This is a genomic window from Kitasatospora sp. NPDC059088 (assembly GCF_042738155.1).
Taxonomy (GTDB): Bacteria; Actinomycetota; Actinomycetes; order Streptomycetales; family Streptomycetaceae; genus Kitasatospora.
The window spans coordinates 14652-27887 of sequence record NZ_JBHYGR010000107.1 but is presented as its reverse complement, the minus strand read 5'-3'; the positions used below and the strand labels follow the sequence as shown (position 1 = coordinate 27887).

Below are 13236 nucleotides of genomic sequence, written 5' to 3'. Positions count from 1 at the left end.
ACGCCCGCCCCCGGCCGCCCCCGCCCCGGGGGCGGCGCCCCCCCCGCCCCCCCCCCGGGCCGCCCGGCCGCCGGGTGCGGTCGTCACGGTGGCCGGGCTCTGAACTGTCGGCGGCGGCCCGAACGGCGGCCCCGAGGGGAGGAGGCCGTGCCGTCCGGGCCGTTCCCTGCCGACCCGTTCCTCGTGTGACCCCGATCCGGCCGGCCAAACCCCCCGGCCCGAAACTCAGGGCGACGGGCATGACGTCCCAAGGACGGGGCAGACGGCGGGCGTTGGCGAAGAACGACGAAGAACGACAACGACCCGAAGGAGAGACCATGACGATTCTGTGGGCCCTGGTCGCGGGACTGGTGGTAGGCCTGCTGGCGAAGCTCGTGCTGCCCGGCCGCCAGCCCGTGCCCCTGTGGCTGACCATCCTGGTCGGCGCGGCCGGAGCGGTGCTCGGCAATGCCGCCGCCTCGTACTTCGGAGTGCGGCACACCGGCGGGATCGACTGGATCCGGCACCTGCTCCAGGTCGGCGTGGCCGCGGTGCTGATCGCGCTGGTCTCCCCCGCCTACGCGGGCCGGCGCCGCTGACCCGCGGCGGCCGCTCCCCCGCGCTGCCGGCGTGGTGGGCGAGCGATTCGTTCAAGACCTCACGGCGCCCGCCCCCGAGACTGGCCCTCATGACCGATCGCGCCTTCACCCCCGCCGCCGGCCGCCTCGCCCCGCTGCGCCTCTACGACCCCATCGTCTCCCTCACCCGCGAACGCCTCTGGCGCAGCCTGCTCGCCATGCACGCGGCCCCGCGCCCCGAGGACGTGATCGTCGACGTCGGCTGCGGCACCGGCTCGCTGGCGCTGCTCCTCAACCGCGTCGAGCCGCGTGCCCGCGTCATCGGCGTCGATCCCGACCCGGGCACGCTCGAACTGGCCCGCCGCAAGGCCGCCGCCACCGGCTCCACCACCGGCCCCGGCCCCGAGTGGCTGACCGGCATGGGCGACGCCGTCGCCGATCTGGTCGGCACCGGGGCCGCCGACACCGTCGTCTCCAGCCTCGTCCTGCACCAGTGCCCCGTCCCCATGAAGCGGGCCGTCCTCGCGTCCATGCACGCGGCGCTGCGCCCCGGCGGCAAGCTGGTGATCGCCGACTACGGGCGCCAGCGCACGACGGCCATGCGCCTGGCCTTCCGCATCGTGCAGTTGGCGGACGGCAAGGAGGACACCCAGCCGAACGCGGACGGCATCCTGCCGCGGCTGATCGCCGAGGCCGGGTTCCACGGCGTGCGCGAGGCCGAGACGGTCGCGACGGTCACCGGTTCGATGTCGATCTACGTGGCCCACCGCGGGTAGGCCGGGCGCGCCTAGGCCCACCGCGCGTAGGCCGGAAGCGAGCAGGCCGCCGGGCGCGAACCGCTCGGGCCCGGCGACCTTCGGCCCGGGCCCGAGGCGCGCAGCACCGGCAGCACCTGCGACGGCGTGAGCCCGGTCATCTCCCGCATCTGCCGGGTGAAGTGCGCCTGGTCCGCGAAGCCGCCCGCCACCGCCGCCTCGGCGAGCGTGCATCCCTCGCCCAACGCGTCGGCCGCGCGGGCCAGCCGTAGCCAGATCCGCCAGCGCGCCAGCGGCACCCCCAACTGCCGCCGGGCCAACGCCCGTAGCCGCTGCGGCGAGAGCCCGACCTGCGCGGCCAGCCCCGGCAGCGCGACCCAGTCGTCCGCGAGCGCCTCCATCGCCGCCCGCAGCCGGGCGTCCACCTCGGCCGACGGCAGCACCCCGGACGGACGGACGTCCTCCTCCGTCAACTCCCGCCACCGGGGCGCCACCCGGACGCCGTCGACGTGCTCCGCCCGCAGGCGGTCCGCGAACGCGCAGCGCGGGTCGACGTAGAACACCAGCACCCGGCGGGTCGGCGCCATCCGGTGCCGCACCATCGGCGCCACCACCACCGCCTCACCCCGGTGCCTGACCCCGGCGCCGTCCGCGATCGTCACCTCGCCGCCCGGCGCCGCCACGGCGACCTGGAACGCGGCGTGCCGGTGCGGCGCGCTGTCCGCCAGCGGCCCCTGGTACAGCGCGTAGCCCGGCCCCACGACGAAGCGCGGCTCCGTCAACCGCGCACGCCGGGACCGGCGCCGAGGCGGCCGAGCATCGCCATCACGGTGATCCGCATCTGCTTGTCGTTCGTCACCGCGCAGTGGGCGTCGACGCCCCGCTCGTCCGGTTCCTCGGTCGGGTCGACCAGGCCCAGCCGGATCAGGTCGACGGCGTACTCCCGGCACCGGGCGTAGCTCTCCGCGGCACTCACCGCCTCGACGTGGTCGATGCGGCTCGGATCCCCGGCGCGCAGCAGCGCCGGGGTCGGTACGGGCCCCAGCACCTCCCCGAGCCACTCCGAGACCGTCTCCCGGGAACTGCCGCGCTCCAGCTCCGAAGCGGACGCGGCGGTGAGCGCCAGGTGGACGAGGAGCAGCCCGAACCATCGGGCGACCTCGGCCGGAGGGGTGTCCTCACCCGCCGGCGGCATCACCGCCTGGTACAGCCCGGCCACGTCATCGGCACTCACGGCGGCGATGACGGCCTTGACGGCGCTGCCGAGCGCAGCCTCGTCGGTGCTCACGTCAGTGGTCCTCCCCACAATCGGCAGCCGCCAACTTACCGCCTCCGCCCGGGGATCGGCGCGACCCGGCGATCGTTCACCCCCCGGGCCGGACGCGCGTGCGAGGAGCAGCGGAAACCCGGACGGTCCTTCGATGCGCACACCGTTCACGGCTCCGTACCCGAACGGTACGATCTTCACCGAACGCACACCTGTGCGAAGAAGTTCCGTGGAGAAGCAGGTACATGTCCCACCCGTTCGTCATCGTCCCCCTCGTCATCCTCCTCGTCAGGCTGGGCCTCTGGCTCAACAAGCGCCGCAAGGCCTCCAGGGGGCTCGAAGCGGCCGCGGCGGGTCTGGTGCCGCGCGCCGAACTGGTCGAGGTGGGCGACGAACCCACCGACCCGGCGGCGCGGGCGGCGCTGGACGCGGCCAGGGCCGGGGACTGGCGCCCGGCCGCCGCCCACCTCTCGGGCGGCGACGGCGACTGGAGCACCCGCTACTCCCGGATGGGCCCGTTCAGCCGCCTCGCGGCCACCGACGACGGCTGGCTCCGGGACTGGCGCGAGGAGCAGCCGGACAACCCCCAGGCCGCCCAGGTGCACACCGAGGCGCTGGTCAAGCGGGCGTGGCAGATCCGCACCGCGAAGTACGCCTCGCAGGTGACCCGCGAGCAGGCCATGGGCTTCCACCAGGTGCTGCAGGAGGCCGAGGAGGTGTCGTACGAGGCGGTCCGGCTCGCCCCGGCCGGGGACCCGAACGCCTGGGTGGCACAGCAGTCGATCGCGATGGGCCAGGGCTGGTCGCACGAGCGCTACCGCGCGCTGTGGGCCGAGATCGTGGCCCGCGAGCCCCACCACATCGGCGCGCACACCTCCGCCCTGCAGTACTGGTGCGAGAAGTGGCTCGGCAGCAACGAGTTGATGCACGAGTTCGCCGACAAGGCGATCGCCGGCGCACCGGCCGGCAGCCTGCTGACAGCACTCAAGCTGCGGGCGTACTGGGAGCAGATCCTGCGCGACAGGTCCGCCTCCTCGCTCTACCGTTCCCCCGCCTACACGGCCGCCGTGGACGCGGCCCTGCTCGACCTGGCGGCCGCCGACCCCGCCCACCCCGGCATCGTCGCGGCGCGCGGCTGGATCGCCCACGCCCTGATCGAGAACGGCCGCCCGGCGCAGGCCCTGGACCTCTTCCGCGGGATGGGCCGGGAGATCGCCGGCCCGTGGCTGTACTACGGGAACCCGGCCGCCGTCTTCGATTCCGCCCGCACCAAGGCCGCCCGCGCCGCAGTCTGACGATCCGTCATCCGACCCGGACGCCGCAGGTTGCCACACGACGGCCCTCCACCCGACGGGCGGAGGGCCGTCGCCGCGTTCCAGTAACCCTCCCGGGATCCGCGCCGCGCCTACCGGCCACCCCGGCCCGGCGGTCAGCCCTCGGCGCCCCGCCGCTCCAACCGGGTCCCCGCCCGCAGCGTGATCGACATCAGGTCGCTGGGGCCGTCGAGTTCGAGCCGGTGCCAGCGGCCGCGCGGGACGACCACGGCGCTCCCGGCCGTCAGCCGCACCGACTCCTCGGCCGCTCCGGGCTCGACCGGCCGGAAGAAGACTCGGGCACCGCCGGCCAGGCAGCACACCGCCTCCTCCGCCTCCGGGTGCATCTCCCAGTGGTCGGCGTGCACGTCGGCGTCGGTCTCCACGTGGAACGCCGCGACCTGCCAGGCGCCCTCGGTGCCGGCACCACCGCCGGCCATCCGCCGTTCGGTGGACCGCAGTTCGCCGTCGGGGCGGAAGTGCAGCGCCGAGGCGAACAGGTCGACGACGGCGATCGGGGTGGTGGTCATGAGGAGGTTCCTTCCAGTCGGAGTTCTTCCGACATGTCGAGGGCGAAGACGAACTGGGCGACGGTGACCGCCGCGAGCACCAGGCCGGGTCGGCCTCGCGAGTTTCTGTACATGTAAGGAAAGTACCCCCGGAGGCTCTCCCCTGTCGAGCCGCACAGGGCGGGCGAGGCACCACGGACCCCCCGGACGGGGCATGATGAGGGCATGCAGCAGCCCTCCCCCACTCCCCGCAAGGCCACCGGCCGTCCTCCCCGCATCTCCCGGGAGGAGGTCGTCGAGACGGCCCGCCGGATCGTGGCCGAGGAGGGCGTCGAGCGACTGACCATGCGCCGCCTGGCCACCGACATCGGCAGCACCCCGATGGCGCTCTACCACCACGTGCGCAACAAGGAGGAGTTGCTCGTCCTGCTGCTCGACGACTACGCCGCCCGCACCCTCCACCCGGTCGAACTCCCGGCCGACCCGCACGAGCGCGTCCTCACCGCGGCCGCCGCGATCCACGACGCGCTCGCCGCCTGCCCCTGGATCGTCGAAGTCCTGGCCGCCGACGACCTGTTCTCCACCCACGCCCTCTGGTTCGTCGAGCAGATCGTCGACGGACTGGTCGACTGCGGCCTGACCCCGGAACGCGCCGCCCAGGGCTACCGCGCGATCTGGTACTACACCGCCGGGGAGATCGTGGTCCGCACCACCGCCGCCAGGCGCCGCACCGCCGACGACCGCCCCACCTACCGCGAGCAGGTCTTCGCCGGCCTCGACCCGGCCGTCCACCCCCGCCTGGCCCAGGTCGCCGGCCACTGGGAGGCCCTCACCGCCCAGGACACTTACCGCGACGGACTGCGCGCCCTGGTCTCCGGCCTCCTCGCCGCCGGCTGAAACGCGGCCGCACGCTGAAACGCGGGACCCGGCCGCCCCCCGCGCCCCCCCCCGCCCCCCGCCCCCCCCCCCCCGGGCCGGAGTTCAGACCCTCGGAGTTCAGGCCCAGGGGTCGGTGAACGCCTTCCCGGGGACGGGCTTGGCGATCAGCGCGATCGCCGTGAAGAAGTTCACCTGGCCGATCGCCAGCATCAGCGTGGCCAGCGCCTTCTCGTCGTAGTGCGCGGCGACCTCGGCGTACAGCTCGTCCGACACCCGCTCGCCGTCCGGGTTCGGCCGCAGGACGGCGTCCACCAGCGCCAGGGCCGCCCGCTCGGGTGCGGTCAGGTACGGCGAGTCCTGCCAGCTGGCCACCGAGGTGATCCGCTCCTCCGACTCACCGGCCTTGCGCAGGAACCCGGTGTGCAGGACGGTCAGGTAGGTGCTGCCGGCGAGCTGCCCGGCCCGCAGCTGGACCAGGCTGACGGTGCCGCGCGGGAGCGAGCGGTTGCCGACCGCCCGGAACAACGCGGCCGACACGTCGGCGAGTTCGGGGACCAGCGCGCTCGGGTCGGTGGCCATCCGGGGGCGCAGCGGGATCTCGGCGGTGATCGAGCGGGCAGTGCGGTCGGCGCGGTTGGTGCTCGGGTCGGTGCTCAGGTCGGTGCTCATGGTCGTGTTCCTCTCAGGTGTCCGGTGTGCTCTCACCGACCCGACGGATCCCGGCGCCCGAGTGTGACAGCGCGACGAGAAAATCCTTGAACCGCGCTCCCCACCGCGCCCACCGCCGTACCCCCGTCGTGCCCCGCCCGCATGCTCAGCACCGCGCCCACCAGCAGCAGGCTGATCAGCGCGAGCAGCGGAACCGTCCACGCCCCGGTGGAGCCGTGCAGGACGGCGAGCAGCGCCGGGCCCGCCGCGGAGATCAGGTAGCCGCCGGTCTGGGCCATCGTGGACAGCGCCGCGACGTGGTCGTGGTCGGTGCCCCGGCGGGTGAACAGCACCCCGGCCAGGGCCTGCCCGCCTCCCATGCCGATGCCGAGGATCCCGGCCCAGACCGGCGCCCCGGCGGCGGGGGCGAGCAGCAGGCCGAGCAGACCGAGCACGCAGACCGCGACCACCCCGAGGATGTGCGGACGCTGGTCCCGGCGGGCGGCGGCCAGGACGGGCGCGAGGAAGCCGCCGACGGCGAGGCCGAGGATCATCACGGCCTGGTCGGTGCCGGCGGTGGTCCGGCTCACTCCCGCGCCGACCAGGATGGTGGGCAGCCAGGCCAGGGTGGCGTAGAAGACCAGGGTCTGGATGCCGAAGTAGGCGGTCAGGCTCCAGGCCAGCGCCGTCCGGCCGACCGGCCGCCGCACCCCGGGGGCGACCGCCGCCGGGGAAGGCCGCGGGCCCCGCAGCTGCGGGACCGTACCCACCACCGCGAGCACCGCCGGGACGACGGCGAGCGCGATCGCCGCCTCCCAGGACCACGCGCCCGCGACGGGCGCGACCAGCGCGGCCACCACGGCCGAACCGGCGCCCATGGACAGCGCGTAGACGCCCATCATGGTGCCGATCCGCCGGGGCGCGAAGCGGGTCCGGACGAACACCGGGATCAGCACGTTGACCACCGCCACCGCGGCGGCCACCAACGCCGTCCCCACGTACAGTCCGGGCATCCCCAGCGTCCGCACCACCGCCCCGGCGACCAGCAGCACGCTCGCCCAGAACAACCCGCGCTCCTCGCCGAGCCGCCGCCGGGCCAGCGCGCCCAGCGGCGCGAACAGGCCCATGCAGAGCGGGGGTATCAGCGCCAGCACGGTGACGGTGCCCGCGCCCCAGCCGGCCACCGGGGCGAGCGGGCCGACCTGCCCGAAGGCGACCCGGCTGTTGAGGCTGAGCAGGACGAAGCCGAGCACCAGCAGCGCACCGGAGGCCGGCGCCGCGCGAGTCGCCGTCGGTGTCGCTTCCCCTGTCCCTGTCCCTGTCCCTGGCGGTGTCGGTGTGGTCGTGCTGACCGTTGCGGCGGTCGGAGAAGGCATGGGCGGATACCCTTCGCATCACGGAAGTTAGGCTTGCCTAAGCGTTCTCGCTCAAGTGCGCTTGAGTGCAAGCGGGCGGTGCAAGCGGACAGTGCGAGCGGGCGGTGCGAGCGGGCGGTGCGAGCGACTGCGCAAGCGGCGAGCCCGGAAAGGAACCACGGATGTCCGACCTCCACTCCATCACCGAGGTCTCGGCGGCCTTCGGCCTCTCCGTCCCCGCCCTGCGCTACTACGAGGAGTGCGGCCTGGTCACCCCCACCACCCGCCGCGGCCGGGTCCGCTACTACGACCGCGCGGCCCTGGAACGCCTCGCCCTGGTCCAGCTCTGGCACGTGGACGGCATGATCCCGGTGGCCGGCACCAGCGCCGTCCTCGCCACCGCACAGGCCGCCGAACGCCGGGCCCTGCTGGAGGCCCAGCGCGCCGGGATGCTGGCCCGCGCCCGCCGCCTGGAGCACGCTGCGGCCGTCCTGACCCACATGCTCAACTGCCACCGCGACCAGCCGCTCACCTGCCCCACCACCCTCGCCCACATCCACGCCCGGGTCGACGCCGCCCTGACCGGCGAACCCCTCGCCGACGGCTTCCTCCCGCCCCTCTCGGACCCGACCCCCTCGGACCCGGCCCCCTCGGACCCGGCCCCGCAGCAGGCCTGAGCGCCCCGGGAGGTGCCGTCCCCACCCACCGCCGATACTGGGGTCGCAGTCCCGAGGCGGCCCCGGCGGCCGGGTACGGCCCTCCCCGCGCCGCGGAACCCGAGGAGCTCCCCGTGTCCGATCCCCCGCCGGCCGGCGCCACCGGCCCCGGCCCCGTCGACCCCAGCGCCACCGGCGCCACCGGCCCCACCGGCCCGGTGGTCGTCGGTTTCGACGGCTCCCCCGAGAGCCTCACCGCCACCGAGTGGGCCGCCCACGAGGCGCAGCGCCGCGCCGTCCCCCTGGAGGTCCTGGAGGCCTGGCCCTGGCCCAAGCGGGACGTGGTCGGCAGCGACCAGACCTACCACCGCGCCCTGGCCCACCTCGCCGAGCGCGAGTCCGCCCTGACCGCCCTGGTGCCCGGCCTCCCCGTCGCCTCCGCCGCCGTGTCCGCCGACCCGGTCGAGGCCCTGGAGGCCGCCTCGCACCGCGCCGCCCTCCTCGTCCTCGGCTCCCGCGGGCTCGGCACCCTGCGCGGCTTCCTGGTCGGCTCGGTCAGCCAGGAGGTGCTGCGCCGCTCCGCCTGCCCGGTCGTCCTGGTCCGCGCCGACCACGACGAACCGGACGGCCCGGTCACCGTCGGCCTCGACCTGACCCACCCCGCCGAGGAGGTGCTGGAGTTCGCGTTCCGGGCCGCCGCCCTGCGCTCCGCCCCCCTACGCGTCGTCCACGTCTGGTCCCCGCCGGCCGGCAGCGAGTACATGGCCTTCGACGCCATCGGCGGCCTGGAGCGCGAGGTCTCCGGCGTCGAACGGGACGGCCTCACCGCCGCCCTGGCCCCGCTCCGGAGCCGCCACCCCGACGTCGAGGTCACCACCGACCTGGTCCGCGGCAAGCCCGCCGTCGAACTCGTCGACGCGGCCGCCACCGCCCGCCTCCTCGTCCTCGGCCGCCGCCTGCGCCACCTCCCCCTCCGCCACCACCACCTCGGCCCCGTCGCCCACGCCGCCATCCACCACGTCCACTGCCCCCTCGCCGTCATCCCCTACGGCTGACCACCGGCGACCACCCGCGACCTCCGCAAGCCGACGACGGCACCGCGCCGCACGCCACGGCGTGGACGTCCTAGTTGTATGCGAACCAGGTCAGGATGGCCTTCACCCGGCGGTTGTCCTCGCCGGAGGGCATGCCGAGTTTCAGGAAGACGTTCCCCACGTGTTTCGCCACGGCAGCACCCGAGAGGAACAGCTCCGCCGCGATCTCCGCGTTGGAGCGGCCTTCGGCCATGAGGGCGAGCACCTCCTGTTCGCGGGTCGTGAGCCGGGCGAGCGGGCCCCGGGGCGGGTCGGCGCGGGTGACGTGGCGAACCACCTCGGGGTCGATCACCACTCCGCCGTCGGCGACCGTCTCGACGGCCCGCAGGAAGTCCGCCACTCTGCCCACCTTCTCCTTGAGCAGGTAGCCGACCGCCCCGTCGGCGCCCGGGCCGTTCAGGAGTTCGCGCACGTACGGGCCCGTGACGTAGGCGGAGAGGACCAGGACCGGCAGGTCCTGGTGCCGCGACCGGATGTCGATCGCGGCCCGGAGCCCGTCGTCGGTGTTCCCGGGCGGCATGCGGACGTCCGTGATCACCAGGTCGGGGGCGGCTCCGGCGGCGGCGAGTTCGTCGACGGCGGCGACCAGTTCGTCGGCGTCCTCGCATTCGCGGATCACGTCATGGGCACTGGAAACCAGGATCTCCCGGATTCCGGCGCGAATCAGCAGACTGTCGTCCGCCAGGATGATTCTCACAATCGATTTCCCATCGCTTTTCCCGGTCGAATTCCTTCGTCGAATTCCGTCACCACGGGGGTTGGGCCGGGGCGGATGCCACGACCTCCGTTCCGCCGCCCGGCGGGCTGATGATTTCGAGGTTCCCACCGACGCTCCGCATCCGCTCACGCAGCCCGGAGAGCCCGGATCCGGTGCTGATCCGCGCGCCGCCGGCGCCGTCGTCGCCCACCCGGACGCGGACGCCGCCCTCGGTGCACCGCAGCTCGATCCGGGCGCGGCCGACGCCCGCGTGCTTGGCGATGTTCGTCAGGGCCTCGGAGACCGTGAAGTACACGGCCGCGGCGATCGGCGAGGAGAGCCGGGCGTCCGTACCGGTGCTGGTCAGTTCGACCTGCAACGGTGATCTGGCCACCAGTTCCCGGACGGCGGCGACGAGACCGAGATCGCTCAGTTCGCTGGGGTGGATGTCGCGCACCGTCTCCCTCAGCCGTTCGAGCGCGCGCTCCGCCTGGGCCTGGGCCTGGCGGGCCAGTTGGACGATCCGTTCCTGGTCGGTGGCCGTCGCCGCGGCTTCCAGGATTCCCAGGCGCATGACGAGCGCGACGAGTTCCTGCTGGGCGCCGTCGTGCAGGTCGCGCTCGATGCGCCGGCGCTCGTTCTCGAAGGCCGCCGTCAGCGAGGCCCGGCTGACGCGGAGTTCCTCCAGTTTCGCGAGCAGGTCGGGGTTGCGGCTCCCCGAGAAGGCCCGCAGGAGCAGGTCGCGGAGCAGGGAGACGCCGGCCAGCGCGCCCACGGTGACCGCACCGAGGGCGAATCCCGCGGGCACCGCCACAAGGGTTTCCCACAGGGCGGCCGGGGTGAAAGGGCCGACTTCCGCGGCGATGCCGAAACCCCAGAGGACGGGGGAGAAGACCAGCGCCAGAGCGCCGAAGAATCCGAAGAAGCCCACCAGCAGCGAGAGCGCGGACAGGAGCGCCGCGGTGACGAACACCGGGAGGTCGGTCCGCCACACCGACCGTGTCCGCAGCCGACCGGCGACCCACTGCGGCCAGCTGCGGTCGGCGGGTCGCAGCGGCATCGTCCGGGCTCCGCACCACTGCGCCCTGGAGCGGTCCAGTTCGGCCACCACCGGAACCGAGACCGGCGCAGCGAGAACGGAAATCAGGAGAATCGGAAAGGCGGCCGCTGCGACGAATTCGGTCAGCAGTCTCCGGGCAACACGAATCTGCGCCATGATCAATATTTTCGCACAGTTCGGATCGGTCGGGCGGTAGATCCAGGTCTACCTCCGAGAGCAGTGCAGGCTCCCGTGCGCTCCACTGCCCGGCCCTGCTTTCCTTGATTCATGCCATTTTCCACTACCACTGCCACTACCACTCCCGTGCCGTGCATTCGTCTGCACGGCCTTCGGACGGAATTCCCCATTCCCGGCCGCCGGGGCGAGACGACGCGCGTCCTGCACGACATCGACCTGGAGATTCCCGAAGGCCGGCTGACCGCCGTCGTCGGCCCCTCCGGTTCGGGCAAGTCGACGCTCCTGCTCTGCACGGCCGGGCTGGAGCCGGCGACCGCGGGGTCCGTCGAGATCCTCGGGACGGACGTCCGCTCGCTCAGCCCCCGCAAGCAGGCCGCGTTCCGCAGCGAGAACATCGGCTTCGTCTTCCAGGAGTACAACCTCGTCAGCTCGCTGACGGTCGAGGACAACATCGCCCTGCCGGCGCGGCTCGCCGGCCGCCGGGTGCCCAGGGCTCGGGTCGAGGACGCCATGGCGCGGCTCGGCATCGCCAAGCACGCTCGGCGACGCCCCGACCGCCTCTCCGGCGGCGAGCGCCAGCGCGTCGCGGTGGCCCGGGTGGTGGCGAACCGGCCGCGGATCGTCTTCGCCGACGAGCCGACGGGTGCGCTCGACCTCAAGTCGGGTCATGTGGTGCTCGACTGGCTGCAGGCGCTCCCCGCGCAGGGGAGCACGGTGCTCATGGTCACCCACGACCCCCATGCGGCCGCGCGGGCCGACCAGGTCGTGGTGATGGGGTCCGGGCGGGTCCACGCCGTCATCCCCGGTGGCGACTCCCGCGCGGTGGGCGACGCCGTCCTCGCCGCGCAGTCGGCGGACGAGGCGGGCGGGGAGCAGTCGTGATCCGGCTCGTGCTGTCGGACATCCGCCGGCAGGCGTCGATGTGGTGGTGGACGCTCCTGTGCGCCACGGTCGGCGCGGCGTGCTCGGCGGGCTCGGCCATCGCGATGTTCACCGCCGTCTCGGCGGCGCGGGCGGCGGGTGACGCACGGATGGTCTCCGCGTCGATCGCCCTCGGCGGCAACATCGTCTTCTTCACCGTGCTCGCCGCCGTGGGCATCGTCGCCTCCGCGGTCGGTCTGACGCTGACGACCCAGCGGCGCGAGCACGCCCTGTGGGTGATCCTCGGGATTCCGCGCCACCGGGTCAGGTTCGTCCTGCGGACGGAGACGGTGGTGCTGGGCGCGGTGGCCGGCGCGCTGGCCGCACCGCTCGCCCTGCTGGTCGCGGGTGTCACCCTCGCGCAGTGGAAGGGGACGGGACTCGAACTGCACGGGGCCTCGGTCGGGTTCCGGTTCTGGTACGTCGGCGTGAGCGTGCTGTGCGGACTGGTTCCGTGCCTGCTCGGCGGCTGGGGCGTCACCCGGCGGGCCGCCAGGACGCCGGAGATGCACGCCTTCCGGGACGTCTCCGATCCCCCGGCACGGCCGGGCGTGGCCCGCGGCGGCCTCGCCCTGTGCCTGCTCGCCGGTGTGGTCGGGATGTGGATCCCCGGCCTGGGCCTCGACCTCAAGGGCGGGCTCGCCCAGCGGACGGCCTTCGCGTTCGCCGGGAACCTCTTCCTCGTCTGCCTGCTGCTGCTGATGGGGCCGTGGGTGCTCACCCCGCTGATGAAGCTCTGGACGGCGCTGGTGCCCTCGCGCGGCGTCGCCTGGCACCTTGCCGTGCAGTCGTGCCGGGCCCGCGCGGCGAGGAGCGTCACCACGGTGCTGCCCTTCGCGCTCTCCCTGTCGTTCGTCGGCCTCTTCCTGGTGATGGGGGAGGTCATGCCCGGAGGCAGCGCCGGGCTGGACGACATCCTGGTCGTGCTGGGCTGGGTCTTTGTCGTGTCCTGGGTCGGGGGCCTCGCCGTGATCGCCCTCGTCGGGCGGGAGCGCGCCCGTGACTCCGCCGTCGTGACGGTGGCCGGTGCGCGGCCGGGCGTGGTCACCCGGTCGATGGTCTACGAGGGGGCGATCTACGCGGGGACGGCGATCGTCTTCGGCGCGCTGTTCGTCGCCGTGTCGAGCCTCACCATCGCCCTGGGCGCCCGGACCGACGTCGTCCGCGTCCTGGCGGGCCTCCCCTGGGCCACGCTCGGGGCACTCGCCGCCGGGACGCTGGTCACCACCTGCCTCGCGCTGGTCCTACAGGCGGCCCGGGCGTCGCGCACGGTCGCGGTCCGGGCCCTGCGCTCGTGAACCGACGTACGGGAACAGCCGCAACGGCAGCATCGCCCTCGGCCAGGGCC

15 protein-coding genes are annotated in these 13236 nt (G+C 74.1%); 8 read left to right on the top strand and 7 right to left on the bottom strand.

The window, feature by feature from the left end; all coding sequences use genetic code 11:
• The first annotated feature begins 317 nt into the window (after positions 1–317).
• The gene (locus ACFWXO_RS34170; protein ID WP_380528859.1) at positions 318–578 is read left to right on the top strand and encodes a GlsB/YeaQ/YmgE family stress response membrane protein; all 261 of its coding nucleotides are present in this window, start codon (positions 318–320) and stop codon (positions 576–578) included.
• A gap of 89 nt (positions 579–667) precedes the next feature.
• Complete coding sequence (locus ACFWXO_RS34165; protein WP_380528857.1) at positions 668–1333, top strand: class I SAM-dependent methyltransferase; 666 nt, start codon at positions 668–670, stop codon at positions 1331–1333.
• 11 nt (positions 1334–1344) lie between these two features.
• Here ACFWXO_RS34165 and ACFWXO_RS34160 read toward each other — a convergent pair whose 3' ends face one another.
• On the bottom strand, positions 1345–2094 hold the full coding sequence (locus ACFWXO_RS34160) for a helix-turn-helix domain-containing protein (RefSeq protein WP_380528855.1): 750 nt from the start codon (positions 2092–2094) through the stop codon (positions 1345–1347).
• On the bottom strand, positions 2091–2600 hold the full coding sequence (locus ACFWXO_RS34155) for a hypothetical protein (RefSeq protein WP_380528853.1): 510 nt from the start codon (positions 2598–2600) through the stop codon (positions 2091–2093). The genes ACFWXO_RS34160 and ACFWXO_RS34155 overlap by 4 nt, the downstream gene beginning before the upstream one ends.
• A gap of 224 nt (positions 2601–2824) precedes the next feature.
• On the opposite strand from ACFWXO_RS34155, the gene ACFWXO_RS34150 reads away from it, so the two are divergent.
• A complete protein-coding gene (locus ACFWXO_RS34150) occupies positions 2825–3874 on the top strand; it encodes a hypothetical protein (protein WP_380528851.1) in 1050 nt (349 codons plus the stop codon).
• A 134-nt stretch (positions 3875–4008) separates the two neighbouring features.
• Here ACFWXO_RS34150 and ACFWXO_RS34145 read toward each other — a convergent pair whose 3' ends face one another.
• Positions 4009–4422: a cupin domain-containing protein gene (locus tag ACFWXO_RS34145; protein ID WP_380528850.1), complete on the bottom strand. Its 414-nt coding sequence runs from the start codon at positions 4420–4422 to the stop codon at positions 4009–4011.
• Positions 4423–4626: 204 nt separating this feature from the next.
• On the opposite strand from ACFWXO_RS34145, the gene ACFWXO_RS34140 reads away from it, so the two are divergent.
• The gene (locus tag ACFWXO_RS34140) at positions 4627–5298 is read left to right on the top strand and encodes a TetR/AcrR family transcriptional regulator (RefSeq protein WP_380528848.1); all 672 of its coding nucleotides are present in this window, start codon (positions 4627–4629) and stop codon (positions 5296–5298) included.
• Positions 5299–5397: 99 nt separating this feature from the next.
• Here ACFWXO_RS34140 and ACFWXO_RS34135 read toward each other — a convergent pair whose 3' ends face one another.
• The gene (locus ACFWXO_RS34135) at positions 5398–5859 is read right to left on the bottom strand and encodes a carboxymuconolactone decarboxylase family protein (protein ID WP_380528877.1); all 462 of its coding nucleotides are present in this window, start codon (positions 5857–5859) and stop codon (positions 5398–5400) included.
• A 122-nt stretch (positions 5860–5981) separates the two neighbouring features.
• Positions 5982–7181 (bottom strand): MFS transporter, encoded by a 1200-nt coding sequence (locus ACFWXO_RS34130; RefSeq protein WP_380528847.1) that lies wholly within the window; start codon positions 7179–7181, stop codon positions 5982–5984.
• Between the two features lie 284 nt (positions 7182–7465).
• On the opposite strand from ACFWXO_RS34130, the gene ACFWXO_RS34125 reads away from it, so the two are divergent.
• Positions 7466–7960 (top strand): MerR family transcriptional regulator, encoded by a 495-nt coding sequence (locus ACFWXO_RS34125; protein ID WP_380528845.1) that lies wholly within the window; start codon positions 7466–7468, stop codon positions 7958–7960.
• A gap of 113 nt (positions 7961–8073) precedes the next feature.
• Positions 8074–8994, top strand: a complete 921-nt coding sequence (locus ACFWXO_RS34120) for a universal stress protein (protein WP_380528843.1) — start codon at positions 8074–8076, stop codon at positions 8992–8994.
• Between the two features lie 70 nt (positions 8995–9064).
• On the opposite strand, the gene ACFWXO_RS34115 is transcribed toward ACFWXO_RS34120, so the two are convergent.
• Both ACFWXO_RS34115 and ACFWXO_RS34110 read right to left on the bottom strand, forming a co-directional pair.
• Positions 9065–9721: a response regulator gene (locus tag ACFWXO_RS34115; RefSeq protein ID WP_380528875.1), complete on the bottom strand. Its 657-nt coding sequence runs from the start codon at positions 9719–9721 to the stop codon at positions 9065–9067.
• A gap of 58 nt (positions 9722–9779) precedes the next feature.
• Positions 9780–10790, bottom strand: coding sequence for a sensor histidine kinase (locus ACFWXO_RS34110; RefSeq protein ID WP_380528841.1), 1011 nt, complete (start codon positions 10788–10790; stop codon positions 9780–9782).
• Between the two features lie 303 nt (positions 10791–11093).
• Here ACFWXO_RS34110 and ACFWXO_RS34105 point away from each other — a divergent pair, with 303 nt between their 5' ends.
• Both ACFWXO_RS34105 and ACFWXO_RS34100 read left to right on the top strand, forming a co-directional pair.
• Positions 11094–11849 carry an ABC transporter ATP-binding protein gene (locus ACFWXO_RS34105; protein ID WP_380528839.1) on the top strand — a complete coding sequence of 252 codons (756 nt, stop codon included), beginning with the start codon at positions 11094–11096 and terminating at the stop codon, positions 11847–11849.
• Positions 11846–13186 carry an FtsX-like permease family protein gene (locus ACFWXO_RS34100; protein ID WP_380528837.1) on the top strand — a complete coding sequence of 447 codons (1341 nt, stop codon included), beginning with the start codon at positions 11846–11848 and terminating at the stop codon, positions 13184–13186. The genes ACFWXO_RS34105 and ACFWXO_RS34100 overlap by 4 nt, the downstream gene beginning before the upstream one ends.
• Positions 13187–13236: the final 50 nt, after the last annotated feature.

Excerpts from the sequence above, each read along its gene's own strand:
- ACFWXO_RS34125 (WP_380528845.1), top strand. The coding sequence starts at position 7,466 with ATGTCCGACCTCCACTCCATCACCGAGGTCTCGGCGGCCTTCGGCCTC.
- ACFWXO_RS34150 (WP_380528851.1), top strand. The coding sequence starts at position 2,825 with ATGTCCCACCCGTTCGTCATCGTCCCCCTCGTCATCCTCCTCGTCAGG.
- ACFWXO_RS34170 (WP_380528859.1), top strand. The coding sequence starts at position 318 with ATGACGATTCTGTGGGCCCTGGTCGCGGGACTGGTGGTAGGCCTGCTG.
- ACFWXO_RS34110 (WP_380528841.1), bottom strand. The coding sequence starts at position 10,790 with ATGCCGCTGCGACCCGCCGACCGCAGCTGGCCGCAGTGGGTCGCCGGT.
- ACFWXO_RS34135 (WP_380528877.1), bottom strand. The coding sequence starts at position 5,859 with ATGGCCACCGACCCGAGCGCGCTGGTCCCCGAACTCGCCGACGTGTCG.
- ACFWXO_RS34145 (WP_380528850.1), bottom strand. The coding sequence starts at position 4,422 with ATGACCACCACCCCGATCGCCGTCGTCGACCTGTTCGCCTCGGCGCTG.
- ACFWXO_RS34140 (WP_380528848.1), top strand. The coding sequence starts at position 4,627 with ATGCAGCAGCCCTCCCCCACTCCCCGCAAGGCCACCGGCCGTCCTCCC.
- ACFWXO_RS34165 (WP_380528857.1), top strand. The coding sequence starts at position 668 with ATGACCGATCGCGCCTTCACCCCCGCCGCCGGCCGCCTCGCCCCGCTG.